19 protein-coding genes are annotated in these 13,606 nt (G+C 64.6%); 5 read left to right on the top strand and 14 right to left on the bottom strand.

All coding sequences use genetic code 11. The features are described 5' to 3' along the window. Positions 1-4 precede the first annotated feature (4 nt). From NKI31_RS21050 to ureC, 6 genes are all read right to left on the bottom strand, one after another. Positions 5-445: a DUF3995 domain-containing protein gene (locus NKI31_RS21050; protein WP_023725997.1), complete on the bottom strand. Its 441-nt coding sequence runs from the start codon at positions 443-445 to the stop codon at positions 5-7. Then, positions 442-1,128 carry an urease accessory protein UreF gene (locus NKI31_RS21055; RefSeq protein WP_352595275.1) on the bottom strand — a complete coding sequence of 229 codons (687 nt, stop codon included), beginning with the start codon at positions 1,126-1,128 and terminating at the stop codon, positions 442-444. Before NKI31_RS21055 ends, NKI31_RS21050 begins: the two co-directional genes overlap by 4 nt. Beyond that, a complete protein-coding gene (ureE, locus tag NKI31_RS21060) occupies positions 1,121-1,723 on the bottom strand; it encodes an urease accessory protein UreE (protein ID WP_352595085.1) in 603 nt (200 codons plus the stop codon). Before ureE ends, NKI31_RS21055 begins: the two co-directional genes overlap by 8 nt. Next, positions 1,720-2,325 carry a glutathione S-transferase family protein gene (locus NKI31_RS21065; RefSeq protein ID WP_352652475.1) on the bottom strand — a complete coding sequence of 202 codons (606 nt, stop codon included), beginning with the start codon at positions 2,323-2,325 and terminating at the stop codon, positions 1,720-1,722. Before NKI31_RS21065 ends, ureE begins: the two co-directional genes overlap by 4 nt. 42 nt (positions 2,326-2,367) lie before the next feature. After that, the gene (locus NKI31_RS21070) at positions 2,368-2,961 is read right to left on the bottom strand and encodes a hypothetical protein (protein WP_023732688.1); all 594 of its coding nucleotides are present in this window, start codon (positions 2,959-2,961) and stop codon (positions 2,368-2,370) included. Positions 2,962-3,053: 92 nt separating this feature from the next. Continuing rightward, positions 3,054-4,766 (bottom strand): urease subunit alpha, encoded by a 1,713-nt coding sequence (gene ureC, locus NKI31_RS21075; protein ID WP_031195771.1) that lies wholly within the window; start codon positions 4,764-4,766, stop codon positions 3,054-3,056. A gap of 180 nt (positions 4,767-4,946) precedes the next feature. Between ureC and NKI31_RS21080 the strand changes: the two genes are divergently transcribed. Together NKI31_RS21080 and NKI31_RS21085 are read left to right on the top strand one after the other, a co-directional pair. Next, positions 4,947-5,309 (top strand): hypothetical protein, encoded by a 363-nt coding sequence (locus NKI31_RS21080; RefSeq protein WP_023671233.1) that lies wholly within the window; start codon positions 4,947-4,949, stop codon positions 5,307-5,309. A 123-nt stretch (positions 5,310-5,432) separates the two neighbouring features. Further along, on the top strand, positions 5,433-5,930 hold the full coding sequence (locus NKI31_RS21085; protein ID WP_023689155.1) for a hypothetical protein: 498 nt from the start codon (positions 5,433-5,435) through the stop codon (positions 5,928-5,930). A 26-nt stretch (positions 5,931-5,956) separates the two neighbouring features. On the opposite strand, the gene NKI31_RS21090 is transcribed toward NKI31_RS21085, so the two are convergent. Genes NKI31_RS21090 through NKI31_RS21110 form a run of 5 tightly spaced genes read right to left on the bottom strand, consistent with a single transcriptional unit; the run spans position 5,957 to position 8,313 of the window. Further along, positions 5,957-6,262 carry an urease subunit beta gene (locus NKI31_RS21090; protein ID WP_023729012.1) on the bottom strand — a complete coding sequence of 102 codons (306 nt, stop codon included), beginning with the start codon at positions 6,260-6,262 and terminating at the stop codon, positions 5,957-5,959. An 8-nt stretch (positions 6,263-6,270) separates the two neighbouring features. Next, positions 6,271-6,864: a HupE/UreJ family protein gene (locus tag NKI31_RS21095; RefSeq protein WP_023689154.1), complete on the bottom strand. Its 594-nt coding sequence runs from the start codon at positions 6,862-6,864 to the stop codon at positions 6,271-6,273. Positions 6,865-6,893: 29 nt separating this feature from the next. Next, a complete protein-coding gene (locus NKI31_RS21100; RefSeq protein ID WP_023671229.1) occupies positions 6,894-7,148 on the bottom strand; it encodes a DUF1272 domain-containing protein in 255 nt (84 codons plus the stop codon). Positions 7,149-7,158: 10 nt separating this feature from the next. Continuing rightward, complete coding sequence (locus NKI31_RS21105; protein ID WP_023671228.1) at positions 7,159-7,461, bottom strand: urease subunit gamma; 303 nt, start codon at positions 7,459-7,461, stop codon at positions 7,159-7,161. 30 nt (positions 7,462-7,491) lie between these two features. Beyond that, positions 7,492-8,313, bottom strand: a complete 822-nt coding sequence (locus NKI31_RS21110; RefSeq protein ID WP_352652476.1) for an urease accessory protein UreD — start codon at positions 8,311-8,313, stop codon at positions 7,492-7,494. A 235-nt stretch (positions 8,314-8,548) separates the two neighbouring features. On the opposite strand from NKI31_RS21110, the gene NKI31_RS21115 reads away from it, so the two are divergent. From NKI31_RS21115 to NKI31_RS21125, 3 genes are all read left to right on the top strand, one after another. Beyond that, positions 8,549-8,803 (top strand): acyl carrier protein, encoded by a 255-nt coding sequence (locus NKI31_RS21115; protein WP_023671226.1) that lies wholly within the window; start codon positions 8,549-8,551, stop codon positions 8,801-8,803. Positions 8,804-8,808: 5 nt separating this feature from the next. Next, complete coding sequence (locus NKI31_RS21120; protein ID WP_023671225.1) at positions 8,809-10,017, top strand: beta-ketoacyl-[acyl-carrier-protein] synthase family protein; 1,209 nt, start codon at positions 8,809-8,811, stop codon at positions 10,015-10,017. A 152-nt stretch (positions 10,018-10,169) separates the two neighbouring features. Further along, positions 10,170-10,874, top strand: a complete 705-nt coding sequence (locus NKI31_RS21125) for a glutathione S-transferase family protein (protein ID WP_023671224.1) — start codon at positions 10,170-10,172, stop codon at positions 10,872-10,874. A gap of 25 nt (positions 10,875-10,899) precedes the next feature. Here NKI31_RS21125 and NKI31_RS21130 read toward each other — a convergent pair whose 3' ends face one another. The 3 genes from NKI31_RS21130 to NKI31_RS21140 all read right to left on the bottom strand — a co-directional run bounded on the left by NKI31_RS21130 (position 10,900) and on the right by NKI31_RS21140 (position 13,339). Next, on the bottom strand, positions 10,900-11,271 hold the full coding sequence (locus NKI31_RS21130) for a hypothetical protein (RefSeq protein WP_352652477.1): 372 nt from the start codon (positions 11,269-11,271) through the stop codon (positions 10,900-10,902). A gap of 85 nt (positions 11,272-11,356) precedes the next feature. Beyond that, positions 11,357-11,977, bottom strand: coding sequence for a nucleoside triphosphate hydrolase (locus NKI31_RS21135; protein ID WP_023671222.1), 621 nt, complete (start codon positions 11,975-11,977; stop codon positions 11,357-11,359). 270 nt (positions 11,978-12,247) lie between these two features. Beyond that, positions 12,248-13,339, bottom strand: coding sequence for a hypothetical protein (locus NKI31_RS21140; protein WP_352652478.1), 1,092 nt, complete (start codon positions 13,337-13,339; stop codon positions 12,248-12,250). Between the last annotated feature and the right edge of the window lie 267 nt (positions 13,340-13,606).

Here is a 13,606-nt window from a genome sequence, read left to right on the forward strand (position 1 = left end):
TCCGTCATGCCGAAAACTCCGTGATGGCGAGGATGGCGAAGCTGAGCCCGATCAACAGGCAGAGCGGCGAATAGAAGCTGATATCGAGCCGCGCAAAAGGCTGTTCCGGCGCCACACGGCGCCACCACGGCGTGAAGCCGGCAATGCCGCGGCCGAGGAAGACCAGCCCTATGAGCAGCGCTGTGGCGGAAAGGCCTTCCCTTGGAAAGGGGGTGGCGAAGACCCCTGTCAGCGCCAGCGGCCACAGTGTCGCCAGGCACAGGCACGCGGCAACGGCGAAACAGGCAAACGGCGTCGGCATCTCGTCGACGCCGCGAAAGCCGACGACGGCGTGGGCGCAGGAGACGCCGTCCCTGCCCGGCCAGATGCCGCCAAGGCCCCAATAGACATGCAGCGCGGTGATCAGCAGCAGGACGGCCGAGAGGGCGAAGGCGAGGACGATCATGAGCGGAACAGCCTGGAATACTGCGTCTCGTGCTTCATCGCCATGATGTCGGAGATGAAGGCGCAGCCGCCGAGATCGTCCAATGTCGAGCCGGCGGCGCGCGCGGCCGTCGACAGCGCCAACGGCTCGAAGCCGGCGAGCAAGGCCATGGCGTCCGTCTGGCCGACGATTCCGAGTCGGATCGCCGCCTGAACGAGGTTGGAGAAGAAGGCCTGCAGGAAGGCCGACATCGCGTCCTGAAGCGCGATGCCGTTGCCGCCGGCAACGGCGCCGACGGCGACACAGTAGGCGCATTCGGCCGGCAGGCGGCCCAATACCGGATTCGCCCACGCCGCTGCCGCTTTCAGGAAGGCGGCGCCTTGCAGCATGGTTTCGGTGTGGCGCTCACGCGAGCCGGCCAGCGCTTCGGCGAGATCGGCAATTTCATGGAGGTCGCCTTCATGGAGGTCGCCGCCGTCGCGGGCGCGGCGCCAGCTTTCCGCGAAGAGCACGGCGTCGTTCCAGCCCGAGCCCATCTCGACCAGCGTCTCCAGCCAGAAGGCGAGGCTGGCGGTATCGGCAACCAGCCCGTCTTGCACGGCAGGCTCGAGTCCATGGCTGTAGGCAAAGCCGCCAACGGGAAAGGCCGGCGACAGCCACGCCATGAGCCGCAGCAAAGCGATGCCGGATGGCTGGTCAGTCATGATCGTGATGATGCCCGTCATGGGAATGGCTGTGCGAATGCGACTCGCTGTGTGCGTGGGAACGTCCATCATGGGAATGCGCTTCGGCGTGCGCATGCGCATGGCCGTGCTCGTGACCATGCGCACCTTGGGCGGAATAGGCGCCGCGCACCGGCTTGAACGGTTCGGAGACTTCGCGCACCGTGGCGCCCAGCCCTTCCAGCATAGCCTTGATGACATGGTCGCGCAAAATCAGGATGCGGCTGGGCTCGATCGCAGCCGCCAGATGCCGGTTGCCGATATGCCAGGCGAGTTCGGTCAGATGCACGGCGTGGCGGGCGCGGATGTCGTAGACCTCTTCGGGTGCGGCAGTGATCTCGATATGTGCGCCATCCTCCAACACCAGCCGGTCGCCATCGTTCAAGGTCACGGGTTTCGGCAGGTCGACCAGCACCTTGCTGCCGTCGGCAAGCTCGATGGCGCGGCGGCGCAAATGACGCTCGTCATGGGGCAGGACGGCACGGCCGGATGGGGCCGTGGTTCCGGCAGTGCCGGCAGGCACCACCGAGACGGCGCGCGGGAACTTGGTGAAGTCGGTGTTCAGGTTGAGTTTCATCGCATGGCTCCACCGTTAGCCTGGGCTCTCGCACGGGCAGGCCCCGCCAGGACGCGGTCGAAATACGCGTTGACGCGCTCGGATTCGATCGGAAATTTTCCGGCGCGGGCCCAGCCGCCCATGTCGCCCAACAGCACGTCGACGGCGGAAAACCGGTCGCCCAGCGCAAACTCCCGATCCCCCAGCCGGCCGTCGAGCGCCTTGGCCTCCGAGGCGAAATCGTAGGCGGCGGCGGGGCCGACATCGACCCGCACGTCCTTCGGCAACAGGAAGCGGTGGCGCAGCTTGTTCCACAGCGGCGCTTCGAACTCGGACTGGGCAAAATGCATCCAGGAATCCATCTCGGCGCGGCCAGCGAGGCCGTGATTGGCGCCCAAACCCTTGTCGGCGTGTTTGTCAGCGAGATAGACGCAGATCGCCGCCGAATCCGTCACCGTCAGTTCGCCATCGATCAGGATCGGCACCTTGCCCGACGGGTTGAGCGCATAGGCTTCCGGCGAGCGCAATTTGACCTCGACGAATTCATAGGGCTGCCCGAGTTCCTCAAGCATCCACAGAACGCGGCTGACGCGGGAGCCACGCGATCCGATAACCTTGTACATGGTCGAACCCTCTTTCCTGCGACCCTAAACCATAGCCACTGTTCAGACGATGGTGTCGAAGAGCCGCAGGATGAACGATATCTGATAGATCAGCGTGCCGACGACGAAGGCAATGTGAAAACGGCGGTCGCGCACCAGTATGGCGGCTATGCACAACACCACGAAAACCGGCGTTCGGAACAGATATTCATTGCCGTAGCGGGCGAAATGCTCGGGACCTTTCAGCAGCGTGTCGACGACATCGAGCAGATAGGTGGTCGCCAGCAGGCCGAAGAACCAGCCGCGGCGCGAATAGAAGAAATCCTCGTAGCTGGTGTAGTCGAGCATCGAATCCGGAAACAGCAGCGCGCACAGCAGGAACAGCGTGATGGCGTAGAAGATCAGGAACAGGTACTTGCCGAAAGTCCAGACCTCTATGGTGTAGAGGCCGAACTCCCACCACCAGAAATGCACCAGCAGCAACAGCATGGAGGCGACCCAGCCGAGGTGCACGGGATAGAGCCTGTACTGGCCGGGATGCTGGACGATGCGCGCCACCCCCGACAGCAGGCGAGCGACGCCAAGTCCGATCACCATGCCCATGACGATGCGGATATGCGGGAAGATGTCGTGGGCGGAGGCTATTTCGGTGGCCATGACCTGCTACGCGGTTTCTTTGAGCCGCATATTGCGGCGGCACCGACCGGCTCGCAATGGAATTTGCCGGGTCGATCAAATCGCCACTCGCCTCAAAACAGGAAATACCGCTGCGCCATCGGCAGCACGGTTGCCGGCTCGCAAGTCAAGAGTTCGCCATCGGCGCGAACCTCATAGGTTTCGGGATCGACCTCGATATGCGGCGTGGCGTCGTTGAGGATCATCGAGTGCTTGCCGATGCCGCCACGGGTATTTTCGACCGCGACGAACTGCTTGTCGACGCCGAGCCTGCCATGCAGGCCGGACTCCAGCGCCGCCTTCGAAACGAAGGTCACCGACGAGTTGGTCCTGGCCTTGCCATAGGCGCCGAACATCGGGCGGTAGTGCATGGGCTGGGGGGTCGGGATAGAGGCGTTGGGGTCGCCCATCGGGGCTGCGGCTATCATGCCGCCGATCAGCACCATGTCCGGTTTGACGCCGAAGAAGGCTGGGTTCCACAGCACCAGATCGGCGCGCTTGCCGACCGCGATCGACCCGATGTCCCTGGACAGCCCATGCGCGATGGCCGGGTTGATGGTGTATTTGGCGATGTAGCGGCGGACGCGGAAATTGTCGTTGTTGCCGGTCTCCTGCGGCAATGACCCGCGCTGGCGCTTCATCTTGTCGGCGGTCTGCCAGGTGCGGATCGCCACCTCGCCGACACGGCCCATGGCCTGCGAGTCCGACGAGATGATCGAGAAGGCGCCGATATCGTGCAGAATGTCTTCCGCCGCGATGGTCTCCTTGCGGATACGGCTTTCGGCAAAGGCGATGTCTTCAGGGATCGACGGCGACAGATGGTGGCAGACCATCAGCATGTCGAGATGCTCGGCCAGCGTGTTGACGGTGTAGGGCCGCGTCGGGTTGGTCGAAGACGGAATGACGTTGGGCAGGCCGCAGACCTTGATGATATCGGGCGCATGGCCGCCGCCGGCGCCTTCGGTGTGGAAGGCGTGGATGGTGCGGCCCTTGATGGCGGCGACGGTGTTCTCCACAAAGCCGGATTCGTTCAGCGTGTCGGTGTGGATCATCACCTGCACGTCGTAATCGTCGGCAACCGACAGGCAGCAATCGATGGCCGCCGGCGTCGTCCCCCAGTCCTCGTGCAGCTTCAGCGAGCAGGCCCCGCCCAGCACCATTTCCTCCAGCGCTGCCGGCAGCGAGGCGTTGCCCTTTCCGGACAGGCCGATGTTCATCGGGAAAGCGTCGAAGGACTGGATCATGCGCGCCATGTGCCAGGGTCCGGGCGTGCAGGTGGTGGCCAGCGTGCCATGCGCCGGGCCGGTGCCGCCGCCGAGCATGGTGGTGATGCCCGACATCAGCGCTTCGTCGATCTGCTGCGGACAGATGAAGTGGATGTGCGCGTCGAAGCCGCCGGCGGTGAGGATCTTGCCCTCGCCGGCGATGATCTCTGTACCGGGGCCGATGATGATGGTGACGCCGTCCTGCGTGTCGGGATTGCCGGCCTTGCCGATCGCCGCGATGCGGCCGTCCCTGAGACCTATATCGGCCTTGAAGATGCCGGCCGTGGCATCGACCACCAGCGCGTTGGTGATGACCGTGTCGACCGCGCCGCCGGCGCGCGACACCTGGCTCTGGCCCATGCCGTCGCGGATGACCTTGCCGCCGCCGAATTTCACCTCCTCGCCATGGACGGTGAGGTCCTTTTCGACCTCGATAAACAGCTCGGTATCGGCCAGGCGCACTCTGTCGCCGACCGTCGGGCCATACATCTGCGCGTAGGCGGCGCGGGTAATTCTAGCCATCAGTCAATGCTCCCCAAACGAGAGTCCGGCCGCAGCCGAACTCCACATCGTCGCCATCCAATGGTCATGCAATGACCCGCTCGGCGACACCTTCTGATCCCATTTGGCCGTTGAGGTGGCCGTGCCACCCCAAACCGCCCGTTTGCCAAACCCTTGGCCAAATCGATGAAAGGAAAATACATGCGCAAAATCATCGTTCTTGCAGCCGCCGCCACGCTGGCCTCCGCAACCGTAGCCGGCGCCCAGCAGCAGCCCACGCCGCAACCGAAGCCGGCGGCGCCCAGCGCTCAGCCGGCGGCGCCGGCGATCCAGAAGGTCAACATCGTCGATATCAGCGAATTGCCCAAGGCCACCCAGACGCAGGTCAATCAGGTGATCGCCCAGCGTGGCGATGCCGGGCTGCAGAAACTGCGCTCTTCGATCGACGCGACGCCGCAGATCAAGTCGGCGCTCGAAGCCAAGGGGCTCACCTCGGCACAGGTGGTCGCCGCCAGCATGACCACCGATGGCGCGCTGACCCTTGTCACCAAGAAGGCAAGCTGAAAGAAGCGCTTGGCGGGCCGGCACCCGGCCCGCCAGCCCACAGGGAACCTTCGACCGACAGGAGGCGTTTCGTTCCTTTGGCGCCGAACGGCGTTGCACAGAAAAGTCCACCAGGAGCGAGCAATGCCTGTCTTTGCCGACACCAGATGGCTCCAGAGCCTTGCTGCCTGCACATTTCTCGCAGCTTTCGGCCCGCAAGCCGCGCAAGGTCTTGAAAGCGCTGACGCCGTCAACCGGGCCGACACCGTCAACAGGATCGTCGGCTCCGATGTCCGGCAGGAGGAGGCGCGGACGGAACCACAGACCAACAAGATCATCACCGCGATCGAGCGGACGCGTGAGAACATCGGCGCCGTGCGCAAGACGTCCAAGCTCGATACTGTGGATATCGTCTTCCTCACCGACGCGGCGCGCAGCGAAGGCGGCCCGCCGCCGGCGGTCGAGAGCAAGGTCGAACAGCATCAGGATGACATTGCGGAACTGCGCAAGGAGATCGACGCCAACGCCTTGCTGTTCAACGCCATCGATTCGCGGCGTGTGCTTACGGAAGACGTCCTTGCGGTGGAATTCGACGGCTCGGCAAGAATCGTCATCTACGCGGCGGCCAGGCCGTCGAACTGACCTCAGGGCGCCCGACCCCGTCGATCTCACAGCCTGCCCATGATCTTCTGCTGAAAACCGTAGACCTCGCGTTTTCCTCCGAACGGCACCAGCGTGACGTCCCGCTCTTGTCCCGGTTCGAAGCGCATCGCGGTGCCGGCGGCAATGTCCAGACGCCTGCCGCGCGCTTTGTCGCGATCGAATTTCAACCCCTCATTGGTCTCGAAGAAATGGTAGTGGCTGCCGACCTGGATCGGCCGGTCGCCGCTGTTGGCCACCTTCAGCGTCACCGTCGGCAGCCCCTTGTTGAGCTCGATGTCGCCGCTTGCCGTGATGATTTCGCCGGGAATCATCGTTAGCCTCACAAAACGCCGAAGACCAGGCCGACGGCGACTGCAGCACAAGCGGCGCCAGCGGCGCGGGCAAGCCCGCGAAAGCGCATGCCGAGGCCAAGGCCGGCAGCGATGCCCATGGCATGGAGAAGTGCGGTGGCAACGGCAAAGCCGGCCATATAGTCAAGTCCACCGGCATTTTCCGGCACTTCGGTGCCGTGGGCATGGCCATGGAACAGCGCGAACAGGCCGATGATGGCGACTCCGGCCGAGACCGGCAGATCGACCGCCAACGCCACCAGCAAGCCAAGCGCGACGACGGAGGCAAGGATGCCCGGTTCGACGAAAGGCACCGGCACGTGGAGCATGCCGAGCGCGCCGCCGACCAGCATGACGCCGACAAAGGCCAGCGGCCAGGCCCAGATTGCCTTGCCGCCCTTGAGCGCCGCCCACAGGCCGACGGCTACCATGACGGTCATATGGTCGAGGCCGGACAGCGGATGCGCGAAGCCCGCCGCGAAGGACGAGGTCGTGCCGATGCCGACATGGGCATAGGCGGGCATCGCCGCCGCCAGCAGCAGGATCGCTGCAAGCGTGGTGCGTTTGGTTGAAGCAGAGATCATCGGTCTTCCCTTCGAAGTCACGAAAACAATCACGCAGCCTTGCGCGGGCCGCAGCCCTCGGCCTTGAGCACGCGTTGGGTCGAGGCCGGATATTTCACCAGTTTCTCCACTGGGCGGATCGGGCGTGCGGAAAAATTGCCGCCGCAGTTCGGGCAGACGCCGCCCAGCACATGTTCAGCGCAGTCAGCGCAGAAGGTGCATTCAAAGGTGCAGATCAGCGCGTCCGCCGCTTCCGGCGGCAGGTCCTTGTCGCAGCATTCGCAATTCGGTCGCAGCTCCAGCATCGTTTTCTCCTCACCTGATCGGTTCGTGAACGGTCACCAGCTTGGTGCCGTCGGGAAAGGTCGCCTCGACCTGCACGTCGTGGATCATCTCGGCGATGCCTTCCATCACCTGCGCGCGGGTGATGACATGGGCGCCGGCCTCCATCAGTTCGGCGACCGGGCGGCCGTCGCGGGCGCCCTCGACGACGAAATCGGTGATCAGCGCGATCGCTTCGGGGTGATTGAGCTTGACGCCGCGTTCCAGCCGCTTGCGCGCCACGATCGCCGCCATGGCGATGAGCAGCTTGTCCTTTTCACGCGGCGTCAGGTTCATGCGCTTTCCTGGATTTGGCCTGTATTTGGCTCAGAGTGACCATAATTTGGGCAGACCCGCCCGCCCGTTGAGCAGTTCGACGAGCGGAACCAGCCGCTTGCGCAGCTGATAGCCGTCCTCGGCAAACAGCCTCGCAAGAAGCTTGCCAGATTTTTTGACGCTCCAGGCGCTGGCATCGCCGTCGGCGCCGACGATGTCGCGGGCCGGATCGAGCAAGGCTTCGGCCTGCGGCGAGACCATCAGCAGCGTCGCAGCGGCAATGGCGCCGCCGGCGACCGCCGGGCGGCCAAGTGCCGCCGCGATAGCCGGCCCGATGCGGAAATCCTCGGCATGAACGAGCGCACCATCCTGGCGGACACGCCAACGGTCGTGGAAATGGCCGTGCGCGGCCTCTTCGCCCATGGCGAGGCGGCCGAATATGGTGGCTTCAAGCAGCAATGCCTCGGCGCCTGCGGCAAGCTCGACCTCGAGCGTGCGGGCAAAGGCCGAGCGGTCGAAGACGATGGTTTCCTGGGGCAGCCAGGCGATACGCCCGCCCGCGCCGACGCTGAGCTTCACCCGAACTTCGGCGCGGTCGCTAGCGGCACGATAGATCTTTTCGCAGGCCTGGGTGGTTATCGAGGCGGAGGCACCTGGCCCGACATCGATTTCCCAGCCGAGCCGATCGCCGCCGGTCAGACCGCCGGCGGTGATGATGAGCACGGCTTCGAGCGGATCGGCCGCAACGGCCGGCATGCGGATTTTGGCCGAGCCGTCCTGATAGAGGCGCAAAAGCCGGGTGCGTCCATCCCTGACGCCGCACGCAAGCCGGGCCGCCCCGGCCGCGCGCTGGGCCGGAAGAGCTGGGATCAAGACATGCTGCAACGTATCCACGGCGCTAACGTTAAGCACTCCCGGCGCTTTGTCGATATGGTGCTTGTTGATATAGCTTGTTGCTTGACAGCGTTTCCGTTTCTATAGAGGGAGCCTCTTTGGAACGGTCATGCTGCGCCTGGCGGGTTTTTGAAGGCGACGGCGATTTCAGTCCAGGCAACAGGGGCGCCAACCAATCGGCACCGCGACGTTATAAAATTGGGGAAGGAATCGAATGGCTGACGAGCTGGCAACGGAAATCATCGCCAAGATCAGGGCACATGCGGAGCCCGGTGGCGAAGAGATCACCACCAATACGGAATTGACCGCGCTTGGCATCCATTCCCTGGAACTGACCGAGATCATCTTCGATCTCGAGGAGCAGTACGGCATCGAGATCGAGATGAACACGGTCGATGCCTGGAGCAATCTCAAGAATGTCGGCGATATGGTTGAGGCTGTTCGCGCGCTGATTGCGAAAAAAGCCTGAGCTGAATGCAAAAGCGCGTCGTCATTACCGGCATCGGCGGCATATGCGGGCTCGGCGCCAATGCGCCTGCAATCTGGAACGAAATGCGGGCCGGCCGATCGGCCATCGGTCAAATCAGCAATCCCGGTTTGCATGATTTGAAGGTCAAGGTCGGCTGCGAAATCAAGACGCTGCCCGACCATGGCATCAGCCACAAGCAGACCGTGTCGATGGACCGCTTCAGCCTTTTGGCGACGATTGCCGCGCGCGAAGCCATGCAGCATGCCGGCCTGACATCGACTGAAGCAACCACCTACCGGATGGGCGCGGTTGTCGGCGTCGGCGTCTGCGGCTGGGAGGCGATCGAGGAGAACTATCGCGCCATCCTGGTCGACGGCAAGAACCGGGCCGGCATCTTCACCGTGCCGAAAGTGATGCCGAGTGCGGCATCCGGCCATGTCAGCATGAATCTCGGCCTGCGCGGGCCGGTGTTCGGCGTCACTTCGGCCTGCTCCTCGTCCAATCACGCCTTTGCCTCGGCGGTCGACCAGATCCGGCTCGGCCGCGCCGATGTCATGGTCGCCGGCGGCACCGACGCGCCGCTGCTTTGGGGCATCCTGAAGGGCTGGGAGGCCCTGCGGGTGCTGGCGCCCGATACCTGCCGGCCGTTCTCGGCCGATCGCCAAGGCCTGTCGCTCGGCGAAGGTGCTGGAATGGCGGTGCTGGAAACGTATGAACACGCCATGGCGCGCGGCGCGACCATTCTGGCCGAATTTGCCGGAGCCGGCCTTTCCGCCGACGCTTCCGATATCGTCGCGCCGACTGTCGAGGGACCGACGGCGGCGATGCGCGCCTGCCTGGCGGACGCCGGGCTCAATCCCGAGGACGTCGACTATCTCAACGCCCACGGCACCGGCACCAAGGCCAACGACCAGATCGAGACGGCGGCAATCAAGCGCGTCTTCGGCGACCATGCCTATAAGCTGTCGGTGTCGTCGACCAAGTCGATGCATGCCCATTGCCTCGGCGCCTCGGGCGGCCTGGAAATGATCGCCTGCGTGATGGCGATCCGCGAAGGCATCGTGCCGCCGACGGCCAATTTCCGGCAGGCCGACCCCGACTGCGATCTCGACATCACGCCGAATGTGGCGCGCGAGCGCAAGGTGCGCGCGGCGATCAGCAACGGTTTTGCCTTCGGCGGCACCAATGCCGTGGTGGCGTTCAAGGCGGTCTGACGGCAAGCGACTGGCCTGAGCGACTGGCCCTGAATGACTGCGAAGACGGTGTGTGCACCTTCGACCGGTTGATCGGCAAAGAAGCCGAGGATAATCCTTCGCAACTCGCCAGACGGCGCGATACCGCGCCAAATTCCCGACCGGAGCTTTCGATGACCGACCTGTCCGCCTTTCCGATCACCAAGCGCTGGCCGGCCAGCCACCCCGACCGCCTGCAGCTCTATTCCGCGACGACGCCGAATGGGGTGAAAGTCTCGATCGCGCTGGAAGAACTCGGCCTCCCCTACGAGGCGCATCTGGTGGATATCGGCAAGGACCAGAGCTGGACGCCGGAATTCCTGTCGCTGAACCCGAACGGCAAGATACCTGCGATCATCGACCCCGACGGGCCGGGCGGCAGGCCATTCGGCCTGTTCGAATCCGGCGCCATCCTGCTCTACCTCACCGACAAGACCGGCAAGCTGATCCCTGCCGATCCGGCGCGGCGCTACGAGACCATCCAATGGGTGTTCTTCCAGATGGCGGCGATCGGGCCGATTTTCGGACAGGTCGGGTTTTTCAACAAATTCGCCGGACGCGAGATCGCCGACAAGCGGCCGCTGGATCGCTACCGCAATGAATCGCGGCGGCTGATCGGGGTGCTGGAGACGCGGCTGAAGGGTCGAACCTGGATCATGGACGACGACTATACCATCGCCGACATTTCGATGCTGGGCTGGGTGCGCAATCTGATCGGCTTCTACGAGGCGCGCGAACTCGTCGGCTTCGACGACTTCCCCACCGTCGCGGCATGGCTGGAGCGCGGGCTGGCGCGGCCCGCGGTGCAGCGCGGCCTGACCATTCCCGCCAGGAATTGACCTCGGCCAGCCGAAGCAGCCGGGTCTATTTCGCCTTGGCCTTGCTTTTCGAGCCGCCCTTGCCGATGACGGACGCAGCGAGCGACGCAGCGCCCCTGGCTGTCGCCGCCACCGCACCAGCGGCGACATTGGCGGTCGCCTTGACGGTGCGCATCGCGCCGCCGGCCACCGAGCCGCTGCTTGCCGGCTTCTTGGGTTTGGCGGTTTTCGCCGCCACCTTCGCCGTCGCGACCGGTTCTACCTTCTTCGGCGCCGCTTTGCCGAAAGCCGGCTTTGCGTCCTTGGACCGCTCGGCGATCGCCGGGCCGGCGCCTGCCTTGGCCTGCGTGGCCTTTGCCTGCCTGGCTTTGGGTTGAGCGGTCTTGCTCTTGGCGGGTGTTTTTGCCTTGGTTGCCATCTGACGGTTCCCTCACGGCGGCACGATTGCCGATGAGAGATAACGACCTGAAAGTCTTAAGGTTCCCGTTCCGAAGTCCAGCGAACTATGCGGGATCGCCAACAACCAGGTCGGCGGACCTGCGACGGCCGAGCACGCGATCGATGTTGGGCATGTCGTTGGAAGCGATCCAGGCGCGGGCGTCTTCGTCGGAGCGGCCATGCTCGTGCCAGCGCACCAAAAGGCGGCGCTCGAGTTCGGCACGCGGCACATCGACAAAGATGGTGAAGTCGAACAGCGGCGCCAGCCGCGACCACGGCTCCTCGTCGAGAAGGAGGTAATTGCCTTCGACCAGGATGAACTTGGTTTCGGCGGCAACGATGGAGGCGGCGGCGCGCGACAATTCCATGCTGCGGTCGAACACCGGAATGGCGATGTCGGGCTCGCCCGAACGGATGCGCTTCAACAGCGTCTCGAAGCCGGCGAAGTCGAAAGTCTCCGGCGCGCCCTTTCTTGACCGCAGGCCGCGCTGGTCGAGCACGATGTCGTCATAGTGGAAGCCGTCCATCGGCACGACTTCAGCCGCGCCCTCCGGCAACAGATCATGCAGGCCGGCCGAGAGCGTCGACTTGCCGGCGCCGGGCGGGCCGGCAATGGCGACGATGAAGCGTTTCGCCTTGCCGGCGCGCTTGAAGATGGTGGCGGCGAGGTGGGCGATTTCGGACATTGGGCGCTTCCAGTTATGCTTTGCATCTTGTCGGCAGTTCGAGGAAATTTCAAACCGCGATTTGGGCAATCTCACGACATCCGCCACGTCAGCGCTGCCCCTCGTCGCCCTGCCGGTGTCAAGCCGATAGATGGGTAACACTTCTCCTCCCAATGCGTCCGCCGCAGCGCCAAGCAGATTGGTTGGCGCGGCGATGCGGCGGACAAGCTCCATGTGCCGTGTGTCGAGGATGCCGGCAGGCAGGTGAGGGGCAGGGCCAGCGTTCGAAAATCAGCCGGGCTGGCCGATCCGCAGGAAATCGCTGTCGAACCTGACATCGCGGGTCGAACCATCGGCTCCGGTGAGACGCATGTGACCTGAGGCTGTCCCGATATCGCGCGGCGGCTCGCCGCTCGTGAGCGGCAGCGTGCCGATGACATGGCGGAAGGAGACTTCGCCGCCGAGGGTAAAAGCGGTCGCGACCCCTTCGCGCTTCAGCCAATTGTCGCCGATCGATGCGGCATGGCCGATGGCGGCGCGGCCGTCCTCGATGCCGAGCACGCCGCGATGGCGGCTGCTCCACGGCGCGTAGTCGCGGCCGCCATTGCTGAACCACAGCATGGTGACCGGCAGCTCCGCCGGGTTCTTCAGCACCAGCACCAGATCCTGTTCGGCCCGGCGCGCCAGCGCCGTCCAGCCCGGACCGTCATGATCGGCTTCGACCAGGGTGATGAAATCCTCGCGCTCATCCTCCATGCGGTAGTCGGTGAGATCGAGCGTGCCGCCGCCAGTGGCTGGAAAGCGCGTCAGATCGGTCGAGCGGGCGGGATAGGAAAGCTTGAAGCGGCCGCGGGCCGGATCGGGCTCCAGCGGTGCGTCCAGTGTCCCGGCAAAGCGCTTCGGCGAAAAGGCCAGCCGGCCGCCATCGCGCATCGCCGCCATCGGATGGTGGGCGGCGGAGACCGCTCCGGAACCGCCGGAAAAGACATGCTCCTGATAGAGAAAGGGATGACTGTTGCGGAGCGTGAAGATCTTGTCGACCGTCGCGCCCATCACCGTGCGGCGCAACCGGAAGACGGCCCGCCAGCCGTCGGATGTCGCTTCGCTGACGGTGACATCCCAGGGGCTGTTGGCCGGCCAGCCATGCAGCGGTGCGGCCTCGATGTCGCTGGCCGAAAACGGTGCGCATAGGAAATCGCCCGACAGCCGCACCGTGCCTTCAGGCAGGTCCGGCGGCAGCGTCTCGCCGGCATCGATCCAGGGCGCGCGGTGCAGCGGCTTCAGCTGGCGGCCATCGCTGTCGACCGTTATGTCGGCGATATGGCCGACAGTGAGATCGAGCGTGACCGAAATGCCCTTTGCCTTGATCGTGACCGTATCCATCCGCGCACCTGCTGATTCTGATGGCAGCGAACAAACCCGCTCCGCGAGGGATGCGCAAGCACAGCGACCGGCATTTTGCATCAGGGCGATTTTTACCCTCCCCCTTGTGGGGAGGGTCGGCGAGCGATCGGAGCGAAGCGGAGATCGATCGACGGGGTGGGGGTAGCGCCCTACGAGGACCCCCCCCCCCCACCGCGGCGCGGGTAGACCCCACCCCCCCCGGGGGGGGGGTGGGGGTGATATAAACAGACGCCCGCCCCGGGCGAA

Source organism: Mesorhizobium sp. M0659, assembly GCF_040320605.1.
Classification (GTDB): Bacteria; Pseudomonadota; Alphaproteobacteria; order Rhizobiales; family Rhizobiaceae; genus Mesorhizobium.